General features: G+C 65.7%; 14 protein-coding genes and 1 pseudogene. 6 read left to right on the forward strand and 9 right to left on the reverse strand.

Features of this window, described 5'->3' with window-relative positions; translation table 11 throughout:
- Positions 1 to 58: 58 nt before the first annotated feature.
- Entirely contained in the window at positions 59 to 409 is a 351-nt protein-coding gene (locus IEW22_RS13515; protein ID WP_188587144.1) for an alpha/beta hydrolase, read from the reverse strand.
- A 331-nt stretch (positions 410 to 740) separates the two neighbouring features.
- Positions 741 to 2792, reverse strand: coding sequence for an NAD(+) synthase (locus IEW22_RS13520; protein WP_188587145.1), 2052 nt, complete (start codon positions 2790 to 2792; stop codon positions 741 to 743).
- Between the two features lie 35 nt (positions 2793 to 2827).
- Between IEW22_RS13520 and IEW22_RS13525 the strand changes: the two genes are divergently transcribed.
- Entirely contained in the window at positions 2828 to 3808 is a 981-nt protein-coding gene (locus IEW22_RS13525; RefSeq protein WP_188587146.1) for a threo-3-hydroxy-L-aspartate ammonia-lyase, read from the forward strand.
- Between the two features lie 10 nt (positions 3809 to 3818).
- Here the strand turns inward: IEW22_RS13525 and IEW22_RS13530 are convergent, their stop codons facing one another.
- The 5 genes and pseudogenes from IEW22_RS13530 to pcaH form a co-directional block, all read right to left on the reverse strand.
- The gene (locus IEW22_RS13530; protein ID WP_188587147.1) at positions 3819 to 4244 is read right to left on the reverse strand and encodes a hypothetical protein; all 426 of its coding nucleotides are present in this window, start codon (positions 4242 to 4244) and stop codon (positions 3819 to 3821) included.
- Between the two features lie 381 nt (positions 4245 to 4625).
- Positions 4626 to 5171 (reverse strand): YceI family protein, encoded by a 546-nt coding sequence (locus tag IEW22_RS13535; RefSeq protein ID WP_188587148.1) that lies wholly within the window; start codon positions 5169 to 5171, stop codon positions 4626 to 4628.
- Positions 5172 to 5381: 210 nt separating this feature from the next.
- A pseudogene (locus tag IEW22_RS13540) lies at positions 5382 to 5989 on the reverse strand (NUDIX hydrolase).
- 387 nt (positions 5990 to 6376) lie between these two features.
- The gene (gene pcaG / locus IEW22_RS13545; RefSeq protein ID WP_188587150.1) at positions 6377 to 7126 is read right to left on the reverse strand and encodes a protocatechuate 3,4-dioxygenase subunit alpha; all 750 of its coding nucleotides are present in this window, start codon (positions 7124 to 7126) and stop codon (positions 6377 to 6379) included.
- Entirely contained in the window at positions 7123 to 7950 is an 828-nt protein-coding gene (pcaH, locus tag IEW22_RS13550) for a protocatechuate 3,4-dioxygenase subunit beta (RefSeq protein WP_188587151.1), read from the reverse strand. Before pcaH ends, pcaG begins: the two co-directional genes overlap by 4 nt.
- Positions 7951 to 8042: 92 nt before the next feature.
- Here pcaH and IEW22_RS13555 point away from each other — a divergent pair, with 92 nt between their 5' ends.
- The gene (locus tag IEW22_RS13555; protein WP_188587152.1) at positions 8043 to 9008 is read left to right on the forward strand and encodes a LysR substrate-binding domain-containing protein; all 966 of its coding nucleotides are present in this window, start codon (positions 8043 to 8045) and stop codon (positions 9006 to 9008) included.
- Here IEW22_RS13555 and IEW22_RS13560 read toward each other — a convergent pair.
- Positions 8998 to 9672 carry a CoA transferase subunit B gene (locus tag IEW22_RS13560; protein WP_188587153.1) on the reverse strand — a complete coding sequence of 225 codons (675 nt, stop codon included), beginning with the start codon at positions 9670 to 9672 and terminating at the stop codon, positions 8998 to 9000. The genes IEW22_RS13555 and IEW22_RS13560 overlap by 11 nt on opposite strands.
- Complete coding sequence (locus IEW22_RS13565) at positions 9669 to 10418, reverse strand: CoA transferase subunit A (protein WP_188587154.1); 750 nt, start codon at positions 10416 to 10418, stop codon at positions 9669 to 9671. Before IEW22_RS13565 ends, IEW22_RS13560 begins: the two co-directional genes overlap by 4 nt.
- 194 nt (positions 10419 to 10612) lie before the next feature.
- Here IEW22_RS13565 and IEW22_RS13570 point away from each other — a divergent pair, with 194 nt between their 5' ends.
- From IEW22_RS13570 to IEW22_RS13585, 4 genes are read left to right on the forward strand one after another with little or no spacing between them, the layout of a single operon-like run.
- A complete protein-coding gene (locus IEW22_RS13570; RefSeq protein ID WP_188587194.1) occupies positions 10613 to 11893 on the forward strand; it encodes a lyase family protein in 1281 nt (426 codons plus the stop codon).
- Positions 11894 to 13066: a bifunctional 3-oxoadipate enol-lactonase/4-carboxymuconolactone decarboxylase PcaDC gene (gene pcaDC / locus IEW22_RS13575; protein ID WP_188587155.1), complete on the forward strand. Its 1173-nt coding sequence runs from the start codon at positions 11894 to 11896 to the stop codon at positions 13064 to 13066.
- The gene (locus IEW22_RS13580) at positions 13063 to 13887 is read left to right on the forward strand and encodes an IclR family transcriptional regulator domain-containing protein (RefSeq protein WP_188587156.1); all 825 of its coding nucleotides are present in this window, start codon (positions 13063 to 13065) and stop codon (positions 13885 to 13887) included. Before pcaDC ends, IEW22_RS13580 begins: the two co-directional genes overlap by 4 nt.
- Positions 13884 to 15092: an acetyl-CoA C-acetyltransferase gene (locus tag IEW22_RS13585; RefSeq protein ID WP_188587157.1), complete on the forward strand. Its 1209-nt coding sequence runs from the start codon at positions 13884 to 13886 to the stop codon at positions 15090 to 15092. Before IEW22_RS13580 ends, IEW22_RS13585 begins: the two co-directional genes overlap by 4 nt.
- Positions 15093 to 15164: the final 72 nt, after the last annotated feature.

Consider the following 15164-nt stretch of genomic DNA (forward strand, 5'->3'; position numbering starts at 1 on the left):
ACCGCCTCGGCAGATTGACCCCCATTGAATTCGAGACCATCATCAACCACGAGGCCCCTCAGGCCGCGTGACTAACCCTGTCACCTATCCGTGCACCAGGCCCACTCGACTGTCCGCCCACCGGCATCACGACGTTGTAGCCCCGCTTGGACAGGTAAGCGACGTTACTGTCACGCTCCCAGCCACTCACATCATCAGTGGCGCGCAGCCCGTCGAGGAACACCAAAGTCGGCGCCTTCGTGCGATCCACACCCTGCGCAGCCCACGTCCGCACCAACGGATCACCCATGCCATAGCCATTGATGCGATCCTGGCGGAAGGTCGGCGCCTCATTCGGCGGCGGACCCCACGCCAACGCATTTCCGGCCCCGCCCACCAGCGCCATTGCCGCCACCAGCAGTGCAACCACGAAGCCGACGACTCCGCGGCCTGTCCGTGGCGTTCTCGTCCGTGAGAACACACCCACCATCACTCACTCCTCATGGCGCCTGGCGCCGTCGATTCCGCACCGCGCCACAGGGCGCGTCGATTCCCCATCACCGTCGAGCGCACGACACCGTGCCGCGAACCTCGACGGGATCAGCGGAGGACACCGAAGCCCCCATGGTTGTCTCATCGTCACCGATCCGACTCGCGTTACTCGGTGACGGTGAAAAGCTGCCCCCACAACCGAAATTCACGATGTGAAATCGTTTGTCCGATCGTGAACACCGGGCTGTGAGCGGACCTGATTATGTCCCCTACCGGCGCAGCCCGTCCAACCATGCACGTACCGAGGCGTCGCTCGGCGACCGCCAATCACCGCGCGGCGACAACGAACCGCCCGAGCCGATCTTGGGGCCGTTGGGCATCGCGCTGCGTTTGAACTGACTGGACATGAAGCGCCGCAGAAACACCTCCAGCCACTTCTCGATGGTCGGCCTGTCATAAGAATGCCGCGCGGACTCGCCGATGAGGTCGGGCCACCGACCGGCGTCCACCGACCCCCACGCCTGATCTGCCAGATAGGCGATCTTGGCGGGCCGAAATCCGTAGCGGGTCAGGTGATACAGGAAGAAGTCATGCAACTCGTAGGGGCCGATGGTCGCCTCGGTACTCTGCACCTGTCCGTCCTCGTCGGCAGGCACCAGTTCCGGCGAGATCACGTCGTCGAGGATCTCGGCCAGCACCACCGAGGTGCGCGGCGAGTGTCGCTCACTGGTGATCATCCAGCGAATCAGATACTGGATCAACGTCTTCGGCACCGAACCGTTGACGTTGTAGTGCGACATCTGATCGCCCACGCCATAGGTGCACCAACCCAGCGCGAGTTCACTCAGATCGCCGGTGCCGAGCACGATGGCGGCATTGGCATTGGCCAGCCGGAACAGATGCGATGTGCGTTCCCCGGCCTGCACATTCTCGAACGTGACGTCATAGACCTTCTCCCCGTGGGCATAGGGGTGCCCGAGGTCGGCGAGCATCTGCTCACACGACGGTCGGATGTCGATCTCATGCCCACTCACCCCCAGCGAATCCATCAACTCGTGTGCGCGTCGCAAGGTCGCACCGCCAGTGGCGAATCCGGGCATGGTGTAGGCCAGCACATTGGTGCGCGGGAGACCGAGAGCATCCATCGCATCGACGGCCACGAGTAACGCCAGGGTCGAGTCGAGACCACCGGAGACGCCGATGACCACCTTCTCGATGCCGGTCGCGCGCAACCTGCCGACCAGGCCCTGCACCTGAATGTGTCCCACCTCTCGACACCGGATGTCGCGGTCGGCCGCACCGGCGGGCACATAGGGGAAGCGCGGCACCTCACGGGCCAACGCACCGGGAACAGACGGGACACCGAGATGGAAGGTGATGTGTCGCATGGCTTTCAGAACTTCTGCGTGATCACCGATCTGGTCGCGCAGCGAGATCATGCGCATCCGCTCCTGCCGGAGACGGTCGAGATCGACGTCGGCGGTGATGATCTGCGCATCCATCGCGAACGGTTCCGACCGCGTGAGCAGATTGCCGTTCTCGCAGACCATCGCGTCGCCGTCCCAGGCGAGATCGGTGGTGGACTCGCCGAATCCGGCCGCCACGTAGACATACGCCGACATCGTGCGCGCCGACTGCGACGAACACAGCGACCGACGGTATTCGGCCTTGCCGACGGTCACCGGGCTGCCCGAGAGGTTGGCCAGTACGGTCGCGCCGGCCAGCGCACCGCGGGTGCTGGGCGGGATCGGCATCCAGCCGTCCTCACAGATCTCCACATGGAGTACGAACCCGGGGAGATCGTCTGCGGCGAACAGTAGATCGGAGCCGAAGGGCACCTGCGTGCGCAGCAGTGTGACCGTGTCGAACGGGGCGTCGCGGGCGGCCGAGAAGTACCGCTGCTCGTAGAACTCGCGGTAGTTGGGGATGAACGACTTGGGCACCACGCCGAGGATCTGACCCGAGCAGATCACCACCGCACAGTTGTAGAGGCCGTCTCCGAACACCAGCGGCGCGCCCACCACCGTCACCGAGGCCATCCCTCTGCTCGCGGCCACGACCTCGGCCAGCGCGTCGAGCACTGCGTCGAGGAGGGCATCCTGTTGCAGCAGATCGTCGAGGCTGTAGCCGCTGAGACCGAGTTCGGGGAACACCACCAGCCCCGCTCCGTCACGGTCAGCCGCGCGCATCAACTCGATCGTCGCAGCGGCGTTGGCGGCCGGATCGGCCAGTGCCACCACCGGAACCGCACCGGCGACACGGACAAATCCGTGCGAGTAGGGACTCTCCGAACGCGCACCCGACACCGAACCGCTGGTCATGTCTGCCAGTCTGTCACGCGCGATATGGTCGGGGTATGGCTGACCCCGCGCTCGAACGGCCGACCTACGACGACGTGGCGGATGCGCTCGTCCGCATTTCCGGGATCGCCCACCGCACGCCCGTCATGCATTCACGTCTCATCGATGAGATCGCCGGATTCCGGGTGCTGTTCAAATGCGAGAACCTCCAGCGTGGCGGCGCATTCAAATTCCGTGGTGCCTACAACGCGGTGAGCAGACTCGGCGAGGATCGGCGCGACCGCGGTGTGGTCGCGTTCTCCTCGGGCAATCATGCAGGGGCCGTGGCACTGTCATCACAGATGCTCGGTGTGTCGGCAACCATCGTCATGCCCGCCGATGCACCTGCGGCCAAGCTCGCGGCCACCGCGGGCTACGGCGCGACGATCGTGACCTACGACCGCTACACGCAGGATCGGGAGGCGATCGCCGGCGAGCTGATGCGTTCGCAGGGGCGGACGCTGATCCCCCCATTCAATCATCCGCACGTGATAGCCGGACAGGGCACCTGCGCAATCGAATTCATCGAGGACGCCCCCGAACTCGACGCGGTGTTCACACCTCTGGGCGGCGGCGGTTTGCTGTCGGGGACCCTGCTCGCGATGGGCGCCCTGTCGTCGCATTCGCGCGTCTACGGAGTCGAACCGGCTGCCGGGGACGACGGATTGCAGTCGCTGCGCGCCGGTCACATCGTGTCGATCAGCCCGCCGGTCACCATCGCCGATGGTGCCCAGACCACTGAACTCGGCTCGCTCACCTACCCGATCATCGCCGAGCGGGTAACCGACATCCTCACCGCCACCGACCATGAACTCGTCGAGGCGCTGACCCTGCTCGCCACGCGGATGAAACTGGTGGTCGAGCCGACCGCCGCACTCGGACTCGTCGGCGCGCTGGGAATGCGCGACGAGCTCGCCGGTGCGACGGTCGGGGTGATCATCAGCGGCGGCAACCTGGACTTCCCACCCGACTTCAGTACAGGGCCACATCCGAGCTGACAGCGATGTATCAGCGGACCGCGTATCGCAGCAAGAGCCGGGCGTGGCGCTCACGCTCGGCTGCGATCTCGACGCGCAGTGCGTGACGGCGCGCGAGCTCAGCGCGCTGCAGCGAGGGTGACTGCCCTGTCGGGTGATGCTGCGTCGAGTGATGCTGCGTCGAGTGATGCTGCGGCGAGTGTTGCTGGGCAGCCATGCCGATGAGCCATCGCGCCGACTGACCGCACAGCCGTCGTGTCGCCCGCACGAATCTGCGGTCGACCCGCTGTTGGCGTGCGACCAGCTGCCTGCGACGGACGAACAGTTCGGTCGCGTCGACGACCGCATTCGATGGCGCCTGCTCGGCGGACCCTCGGCGATCGCTGCTGGGTCGACTCCCGTGCGACCGGATACCGTACGACTGATCTCGTTGTGACACAGCATGGTTGATTGTCATCGAGCCCACCTCCTCACGTCCTCGCACGACGACACGTCATGTGCCGGCATACCTGAGCGCCTCTCACACAGAGATCGGTCTGACCCGATCTCGAGGACGCATGGAACGGTAAGCCACCGTGACCACCTGCGTCACTTGATTTTTGGATGTGCGCTCACCACAGTCGCGAGAGCAGGCGGTGTCGCAGGACGAATCGGACGACTCGTAAGAGTCCGAATCGCGTTATCCGAGAGTTTCATTCGGTTCGTGGGCGTCAGCCTCAGGTAGAGGCAGAGATCGGCGGATACGACAACGACCCCGCGACCGAATGGTCGCGGGGTCGTGCCACACTGCCCGAGTTCATCGGGCGCAGTCCGAGCGAACTCGAGCCGGATCAGGTGATCAGGCCTTGGTCGCCTCGATCTCCAGGTTGATGGTCACCTTGTCGCTGACGACGGTGCCGCCACCCTCGAGCGGCATGTCGATGGTGATGCCGAAGTCCTTGCGGTTGATGGTGGTGGTGGCTTCGAAGCCGGCGACCTCACCCTGGCCCATGCCCGGGTTGGTGCCGAGGAACTCCAGATCCAGGGTCACCGAGTTGGTGACACCGTGGAGGGTGAAGTCTCCGGTCAGCTTCCAGTCGTCACCCTTGGGCTCGACCGAGGTGGAGACGAAAGTCGCGGTCGGGTACTGCTCGACCTCGAAGAAGTCGGCCGACTTGATGTGGGCATCACGCTGGGCGTTGTTGGTGTCGAGCGAGGTCACGTCGATCTCGGCGGTCACCGACGGCGTGCCGTCTTCGGCGATGGTGATGGCGCCCGAGAACGTGTCGAACTTTCCGCGGACCTTGCTCACCATCAGGTGGCGGACCACGAAGCCGACGGTCGAGTGGACCGGATCGATGTTCCAGGTACCGGCGGCGATCGGGGCCTTGACTGCGCTGCTCATGTTGATCTCCTTGTGTTCCTCGGCCGTGGCCGAGTCTGTTCTGATCGGTGGATAGGGCCGAGTGTCGCGGCCCTTCGATCACATACCCAAGCATAAACGGACTGTGGTCCGATTGCATTCCCATCGGGCGAGAATTTTCTTCGCCGACGCGAGATGTTCACGTTCGCGCAGGTCAGAGGCGCGCGTCGCAGGATCGATGTCCCGCGGTGATCAGTGCCACGCGAAGACCGGCTGCTCGAGTTGGTCGACGCGGGTGTCGCGCCCAGCGAGAACCACCTCGGCGAACTGGTAGAGAACAGCAGCCGTGGGTGCATGGATCCGATGACCGAGCAACGGCAGTTGGATCACCGGTCGGTCCGACTCCGGGATCCTCAAGAAGATGGGGTCGACAGCCAGATCGGACAGTGGGATGAAGTACAGATGCGCGACCTCGTCCGCACTGGGGGTGGGGACATGCCCCGCGCCGGCCCAGCACACCACCGGCGTCATCACATAACCCGAGCGCGTGAGGTAGTCGTCGAGTAGCCCGAGCACCGCATCGGGTCCGAGGTGGACCCCGATCTCTTCCTCGGTCTCCCGCAGAGCCGCGTCGATGGCATCTTCTCCCGCCTCCAGCCGACCGCCCGGGAGGGCGAACTGCCCCGGATGATCACGCAGCCGGGTCGGGCGGCGCGTCAACCAGATACCGCGCACACCGTCGATCTCGGCCACGATCACCGCCACCGCCGCCCGCCGCACACCCTCGGTCGGCTCTACACACCCCGGTGAGCGAACGACGACACCCGCTGCGCAGCAACGTCCCGCTCGAATTGACTCACCTGTCGAACGATACCAACGGCGATTGCTCAGGCTTCAGAATTGGCTGCGCGGGGTTCAGAACTGGCTGCGTCTGTTTCAAAACTGGTTGCGTCTGTCTGAACGCAACCAGTTCCCACACACGCACCCATTGCACAGGCTGCGGCGACGAAAACTGGCTGCGCCTGTCAGAACTGGTCGCGTCCATTTCAAAACTGGTTGCGTCCGCGTGAACGCAACCAGTTCCCACACACGCACCCATTGCACAGGCTGCGGCTACGAAAACTGGCTGCGCCTGTACAAACGCAACCAGTTCACGTAAGCACCACACGTCGCGAAAGCACCACACGCAACCAGTTCACCGAGAGCTCCAGACGCCGCGAGAGCCGACCACACGTCGACACCACCGCTCACACGTCGAAGAACACCGTCTCCTCGCCGCCGTCCGGAGTGTCTTGGATGCGGATGTCGAACGTGTAGTGGACCTGGCCGTCACGTTCGGAACGCTCGGCGACCAGCGTGTGTCGGCGACCCACCCACTCGATACCGTTGAGGATCGGGTCGGCGGCGTTGGCCTGCTGCTCGTCGCCGAAGTAGATGCGAGTATGCAGCCCGAGGTTGATTCCGCGGGCGAACAGCATCACCAGGATGTGCGGGGCCTGCACTCCGCCGTTACCGGGTACGGCACCGGGCTTGATCGTCTCGAACGTGTAGACCCCGGTCTCGAAGTCGGCGCTGGTACGGCCCCACCCGCGAAAGGTGCGGTCGAGCTGCTTGTCCTGACCATCGGCCGGATGCGAGTACTTGCCGTCGGCGTTGGCCTGCCAGATCTCGAGGAGCACATCGCGCAGTACCGCGCCGGTCCCGTCGAACACCCTGCCCGACACCGTGATCCGCTCACCGCGCGTCTCATCCGTGGTCAGCACGTTGCCGAAGTTGTTGTCGAAGATGTCGAAGCCGGCCTGTCGCGGCGCCAGCCCGATGTGGACGTAGGGTCCCCCGGTCTGCGACGGGGTCTCCGTCAGCCGTCGTGGCACGTTGTACTCGGCGGCCGGAGCGAAGTGAACCGGCGCGAAGTCGAAACCCGGTGTCACCGTTGGGCGTTGCGATCCCGACGCCGGAGCCGATGATGTCGGATGGTCGGATGTGGTGTGAGTCATCGGCGTGCTCCGGGGATGTGGTCTTCGAAGAAGGTGGCAGCGCGTCCGCGCAGGGTGATGTCGAAGCGGTAGGTACGCGCATCCATCGAGACGAAATTGGCGGCATCCTCACGTGCGATGAGACTCTGCACCTGCTCACGGGTGGGGATCGTCTTGACGATCGGGCAGCGATCGATGAGCGGATCGCCTTCGAAGTACATCTGGGTGATGAGTCGCTGCGCCCACGCGTCACCGCTGATGGAGAAGTGGATATGCGCGGGACGCCACTCGTTCACCCGGTTCTTCCACGGGTACGGTCCGGGTTTGATGGTACGAAACATGTAGTAGCCGTTGGCATCTGTGATCATTCGACCACAACCACCGAAGTTCGGATCGATCGGTGCGAGGTATTGATCGGTCTTGTGCCGATACCGGCCGCCGGCGTTGGCCTGCCACGCCTCCACCAGTGCGCCCGGCACCGGATTGCCGAACTCGTCACGGACATAGCCGTGCACGATCAACCGTTCGCCGATCGGCAGACCGTCTGTGGCGAAGTTGAGGATCATGTCGTTGTCGCGCTCACCGAGTTCGTCGGCGCCGAACACGGGTCCGGTGATCTCTGAGAGCGTGGGCGGGTTCGAGATCAACGCCTTCTGCGGTGAACGGAGCACGCTGGTCTTGTAACCGGGGGTGTAGGCGGGCGGATGCACCTCGCCGACGCGTCGGGTGATCGGGCCGAACCCGATGGTGCGCGGGGTGATCAGCGCATCGCCGCCGAATCCGTCGTGCGATCGACGCGAGGCCGGTGCGGCCTGTCCGTCGAGCGGTTCATTGACCGCAGTCATAGTGCCTCCAATATGTGGTGTGCTCCACACTCTATTGGCCTACTTTTGTTATGTATATTGACCATCTTGGCGAGTTTGCATAACTTTTCTTCATGATCAGTCCGCTGTCCGAGCAGATCAAGCTCCGACACATCAGCTGCTTCGTGACCGTCGCGCGCCACCGCCACATCGGCCGCGCGGCCACTGAGCTGCATCTGACGCAGCCCGCGGTGTCCAAGACGCTGTCCGAACTCGAGAGCATCGTCGGTGTCAGACTGCTCGACCGCGGACGCCACGGCGCGAACCTGACCGGCGCCGGCGAACAGTTCTTGCGCGGCGCGTTGGAGGTCTCGGACACGCTCGTCCGTCTCGACGAGACGGCGCGCACGCTGGCGAGCGGGGCAACACCTGGGGCGACACTGCGTATCGGCGCACTGCCCACGGTCGCCACCGGAATACTCCCGCGAGCCCTGGCGACCTTCGGCTCCGATCATCCCGACACCGTGGTCACGGTGGTCACCGACACGAATGCGGTTCTCAGCGCCGCACTGGCCGCCGGGGATTATCACTGCGTGGTGGGCCGACTCCCCGACCCATCCAGCGGAGGCGCGAACGGACTGATGTTCGAACTCCTCTACGCCGAACCGCTGGCCGTGGTGGTCCGCGCAGGCCACGAACTGGCCGAGCACACACCGCTGTCGATCAGGGATGCGGCCGCCTACCCCGTGATCGTCTCGCCCGAGTCGACCGTGCCCCGAGCGCATGCGGAGAACCTGTTCCGCGCCGCCGGGATCGCGATACCCGACCGCCGCGTGGAAACGCTGACGGTGTCGGTGGCCAGAGCACTGACCGTCAACTCCGAAACGGTGTGGCTGATCCCGGAGCGCACGATCGCCGACGACGTCGCCGCCGGAGCACTTGTCCGCCTCCCGATCGACACCACCGGGTCAGCCGAACCGGTCGGGATTCTGCGTGCAGCCCGACGCACCCCGCGACCAGACCCCGCCGAACCGCTCGTGGCCGAGTTCATCGACGTCCTGCGCGAGCAGGTCGGGACCGACCAGACGATCAGGCGCTGAACCGCGCGTCCGTCACCGCGCGGATGTCGTCGACACCGAAACCCAGTGCCGTCTCGACCAGATGCAGTCCGTCATCGGTGACGTCGAACACCGCACGGTCGGTGATGATCCGGTTGACGCACCGCGCACCGGTCAGCGGGAGTGTGCACTCCTCGACGATCTTGCTCACGCCCTTGCGTGAGACGTGCTCCATCATCACGATCACGTACTTGGCGCCGTGGACGAGATCCATCGCGCCGCCCATCCCCTTGACCATCGCGCCGGGGATCATCCAGTTGGCCAGGTCGCCGTGCGCGCTCACCTGCATGGCGCCGAGGACGGCGACGTCGACCTGTCCGCCGCGGATCATCCCGAATGATGCGGCCGAATCGAAGAAGGACGCGCCGGGTAGAACGGTGATCGTCTCCTTGCCCGCGTTGATCAGTTCGGGATCGACTTCATCCTCGCTCGGATACGGCCCGACGCCGAGAACGCCGTTCTCCGAATGCAATACGACCGACACACCGTCGGGGATGTGATTGGGCACGAGCGTGGGCATGCCGATGCCCAGGTTCACGTACTGCCCATCTGCCAGTTCGCGTGCCACGCGCGCGGCAAGCGCGTCGCGACCCAGCGGTGTCGGCGCATCCCCGTGCACCGGTCGATCCGTACTCGTGACACTCATGAGCGCACCGTCCTGTTCTCGATTCCGACCGTCACCGGTCCCACGTGGACAACGCGCTGCACCTCGATACCCGGTGTGTGGATCTCATTGGGGTCGAGTTCGCCGGGTTCGACGAGATGTTCCACCTGGGCGATGGTGATCCGACCGGCCGACGCTGCGGCCGGATTGAAGTTGCGGGCACTCGCGCGGTAGACGAGATTGCCCATCCGGTCGCCCTTCCAGGCGTGGACCAGCGCGAAGTCGGCGACGATCCCGCGTTCCATCACATAGGTGACGCCGTCGAATTCGCGGGTCTCCTTGGGCGGCGAGGCGGCCGCGACGCCGCCGTCACCGTCATAGCGCATCGGGAGTCCACCGTCGGCGACCTGCGTGCCCACGCCGGCCGGGGTGAAGAACGCCGGGATCCCGGCACCACCGGCACGCATGCGCTCGGCGAGAGTGCCCTGCGGGGTCAGCTCCACCTCGAGTTCGCCGGCGAGGTACTGCCGGGCGAATTCCTTGTTCGAGCCCACATAGGAACTGATGGTGCGACGGATGCGGTGGTGTTCGAGCAACACGCCGAGCCCGAAACCGTCGGTGCCGCAGTTGTTGCTGACTGTCTCCAGGTCGGTGGCACCCTGTTCGAGCAGTGCACCGATGAGCACTTCTGGTACTCCCACCAGACCGAAACCACCCACCGCGATCCGCGCACCGTCACCGATGTCGGCGACCGCCGCGCCCGCATCTGACACCACTTTGTCGATCATGTCGACGAGACTACCTCGTGTTCATATTCTGAACAAGCGTTTGCATTCCGAACATATTTGGCCGGCACCGTTGCCAGCGATACGTCATCGGACTTAGAGTTGACCGCGTGTCAACCTCTTCCGGCGAATCCGACGTCCATCAGAAAGCCCACCAAAGTGCCACGCGCTCAACAGTGTTCGATGCAACGTTCGGGATGTCGGGACTCGACGAGATCCTCGGCGACGATGCGTGGATCTCGGCGATGTGCACCGTGGAGGGAGCACTGGCGATGGCATGTGCCGACGCCGGTCTGATAGACCGCACCGACGCCGAGGAGGTCCGCCGCACATGCGAGACCGTCTCGATCGACCCGGTGTCACTCGGAGCCGAAGCCGCCGAGGCGGGTAACCCGGTGCTGGGAGTGGTGCACCGGATCCGTGCCGCGACGTCTGCGCCGCCATCGGCGGTCCACCGGGGAGCCACAAGTCAGGACATCATCGACAACGCGATGAGCCTGCTGCTGCGCTCGGCGGCGCGGGCATCACACGAGGCGCTGGCATCGGCAGCTCTCGCCGGCGCCGATCTCGCACACGCACATCGGAGTACCCCGATGGCAGCACGCACCCTCGGACAGCAGGCTCTGCCGACCAGTTTCGGCGCTCTCGTGGCCACCTGGGCGCGACCACTCGCCCAGGCCGACGGGCTGATCGCCGACGCCGTCGCATCACTTCCCGTCCAATACGGCGGCGCGGCAGGGACGATGGCCGCCGTGGCCCCCCACGGCCCCGCGGTCGCCACGGCGCTGGCACGGCGGCTCGACCTGGCCGCGACCGATGCGGTGTGGCACACCGACCGTATCCCGTTCCTGCGAGTCGCCTCGGCCTTCGCAGCGGCTGCGGGCGCGGTGAACAAATGCGCCACCGACATCGTCGCGATGTCGGCCACCGAACTCGGCGAGGTCTCGGAGATCAAGCCCGGCGGATCATCGGCGATGCCGCACAAACGAAATCCCGTGGCCGCCATCGCCGCCCGTGCCGACTCACGCCGCGCACCGGGTCTGCTGGCCACGATGGCGGCCAACACCGACCACGAATTCGCCCGCGCGGCCGGCCCCTGGCACGCCGAATGGCCCACGCTCATCGAGCTGGCCCGCGTGACCATCGGCGCGACCCGCCGGTTGTCCGACAGTCTCAGTGGACTGCAGGTGCACACCGATGCGATGGCACACAACCTCGACGCCACCGGCGGCGCGCTGATGGCCGAACGTGTGGTCGGTGCACTTTCACCCCACACCCGCGACGCCCGTGAGATCGTCACCTCGGCCTGCGCGGCGCGAACACCTCTGGACACCGACGAGCGGATCCTGGCCCACCTGTCGGCCGACGAGATCCGCCGGCTGCTCGACCCGTCGGGATATCTGGGACACGCACCTGACCTCGCCGACGCCGCGGTACGCGACATCCGCGCCCATTTCGCCACCGAAGAGGAGAGCTAGATGACCGCCCTCGCCCACAGCGTCATACCCGGACCGTCCGCCGACGCCGACACCCTCACGCTGATCGGCTCATTGGGGTCGACCCGCGCGATGTGGAATCCCCAGCACCGTCTCGCACGCCATTTCCGACTGCTTCTCGTGGACCTTCCCGGGCATGGCGATTCACCGCTCCCCAAGCCGGGATCCACGATCGCCGATTTCGCCACCTCGGTGATCGCACTGCTCGACGAGCTGTCGATCGACTCCACCCATGTGGCGGGATTGTCGATCGGCGGCGCCATCGCGCAGCAACTCGCCATCGCCTCACCGGAACGCGTGAACGGCGTTGTCGCGCTGTGTACCTCGGCGAGATTCGGCGAACCGGACTCGTGGCTCGATCGCGCGGCGACCGTCCGCGCCGACGGGACGTCCGCCATCGCCGGCGCGGTGGTGGGTCGCTGGTTCACCCCCGGGTTCATCGAGCGCAACCCGGCCGAGGTCGCCGAATACACCCGGATGGTCGCCGACACCGACTCCGAGGGATATGCGCGGTGCTGTGAGGCACTCGCACAGTGGGATTCGCGGGCTGACCTCGGACGCATCGGGTCACCGACACTGGTGATCGGGGGTGCCCAGGATCCCGCGACGCCTCCTGAGCACCAGCGCCTGATCGCCGATCGTGTGGCCACCTCCCGCCTGGCGATCCTCGACGATGCCGCACACGTCGCCAGCGTCGAGCAGGCGGGTGCGGTCAACCAGTTGATCGACGACTTCCTTCGCGGCACCGATGAACGCAGTGCGGCATTCGATCTGGGTATGCGCACACGCCGGTCGGTTCTCGGTGACGCCCACGTCGACCGGTCGGTCGCCGGGACCACCGCGTTCACCGAACCCTTCCAGGACTTCATCACCCGCGTCGCGTGGGGCGATGTGTGGAACCGTCCCGGCATCGACCACCAGTGGCGGCGGCTGCTCACCATCGCCATCCTGACGGCCGTGGGCAACGAACACGAACTCGACATGCACATCCGCGCCGCACTGCGTGCAGGCGTACAGCCCGATCTGATCGGAGAAGTGTTGTTGCACACCGCGGTATACGCCGGAGTGCCCAACAGCAATCGGGCGTTCGCGCTGGGCAAGGCCGCCCTGGCCGATCTCGGGATCCCCGACACTTCCCAGGCGGACACGCCGTGACATCGGAGCGGGGAGCCGAACCGACGGGCGAATTCGTCCAGTCACTCGGACGAGGTCTGTCGGTGATCCGCGCATTCGACGGGGACCACCCACGACGCACCCTCAGTGACGTCGCGCGGGCGACCGGACTGACCCGCGCCACCGCGCGACGATTCCTGCTGACGCTGAACGAACTGGGGTATGTGCGCACCGATGGGAGCGTCTTCTGGCTGACCCCACAGGTTCTCGATCTGGGCTACAGCTATCTGTCCGGGCTCTCACTTCCCGACGTGTCGACCCCCCATCTGCAGGATCTGACGCACTCGGTGCACGAGTCGAGCTCGGTGTCGGTTCTCGACGGCACCGACATCGTCTACGTCGCCCGCGTCCCCGTCGGCCGGATCATGACCGTGTCGATCACGATCGGCACCCGCTTCCCCGCACATGCGACCTCGATGGGCCGGGTTCTCCTGGCCGGCCTACCCGAGAAGGACCTCGACGAGATGCTGACGGATACGCCGCTGACCGCGCTCACCTCGCACACGGTGACCTCGGCCGACGACCTGCGTTCCGAACTCGACACCGTTCGCTCACAGGGCTATTCGATCGTCGGACAGGAACTCGAGGAGGGCCTGCGCTCGATGGCCGCGCCGATTCACGACGCCGACGGGCGCGTGGTCGCGGCCGTCAACCTGTCCACCCCCTATGCGAGATACACCCTCCCGCAACTCCGCAAGGATCTCCTACCGCCGCTTCTGCAGACCGCCGAAGCGATATCCACCGACCTCGCGCGAACCGACACCCGACAGCGTGAGACGAGAACAGGAATGACATCACCATGATCTACGCCGTCATCTGCACACCGGTACGCACTCCGATCGGAAGGTTCGGCGGGGCCCTGCGTGACGTCCCGGTGCAAAAGCTCGCCTCCACTGTCATCACCGCACTCGTCGAGCGCAGCGGCATCGACCCGACGCTCATCGACGACGTGATCCTCGGCCAGGCCGGGCCCAATGGCGAGGCCCCGGCACTGGGACGTGTGGCCGCACTCGACGCCGGACTCGGGATCGACGTACCCGGGCTTCAGGTCGACCGGCGGTGCGGGTCAGGGCTTCAAGCCGTGCTGCAGGGCTGCATGCAGGTCGCCACCGGCGGTTCCGACGTCATCGTCGCGGGCGGGGCCGAGTCGATGAGCGGTGCGGAGTTCTACGCCACCGGGATGCGCTGGGGTGTGAAGACGCCGGCAGTCTCGCTCGACGACCGGCTGGCCCGCGGCCGTGTGACGGCGGGTGGGGTGAACTACCCGGTACCCGGCGGGATGATCGAGACCGCCGAGAACCTGCGTGCCGAATTCGGCATCAGCCGCACCGAACAGGACGAGATGGCGTTGCGGTCGCACCAGCGTGCGGTGGCTGCACAGCGCTCGGGAGCCTTCGCCGACGAGATCGTCGGAGTCGCCGTTCCGCAGCGCCGGGGCGAGGTGACCATCGTCGACACCGACGAGCATCCACGCGCGGACACCAGCATGGAGTCGCTGGGAAGGCTTCGGGCGATCCGGTCTTCGATCGATCCCGAGTCGACTGTCACCGCCGGCAACTCGAGCGGCCAGAATGACGGTGCCGCAGTGGCTCTGGTGACCACAGCGGCCACAGCGGCCGAGCTGGGTCTGCAACCGATGGCGCGATTGGTGAGCTGGGCAGTGGCCGGGGTGAACCCCGCCACGATGGGAATCGGCCCGGTTCCGGCCACCGCGAAAGCACTAGAGCGTGCCGGAATGTCGTTGTCCGACATGGACATCATCGAACTCAACGAGGCCTTCGCCGCTCAGGCGCTGGCAGTCTTGTCCTCGTGGAAGCTCGATCCCGAGGATCCTCGTCTGAACCCGAACGGATCGGGCATCTCACTCGGACATCCCGTCGGGGCCACCGGCGGGCGGATCCTGGCCACCATGCTCCACGAGATGCGCCGCAGCGACGCACAGTTCGGACTCGAGACCATGTGCATCGGCGGCGGTCAGGGACTGGCTGCGATCTTCGAACGGGTGTGATTGAGACGCGGCCGGTCGTGCTGCCTGCAACGGTCCGGACCACGTTGCCACGCAAAGAGATCCGGTGACGCC

Origin of the sequence: Gordonia jinhuaensis (assembly GCF_014639795.1) — a bacterium.
GTDB lineage: Bacteria > Actinomycetota > Actinomycetes > Mycobacteriales > Mycobacteriaceae > Gordonia_B > Gordonia_B jinhuaensis.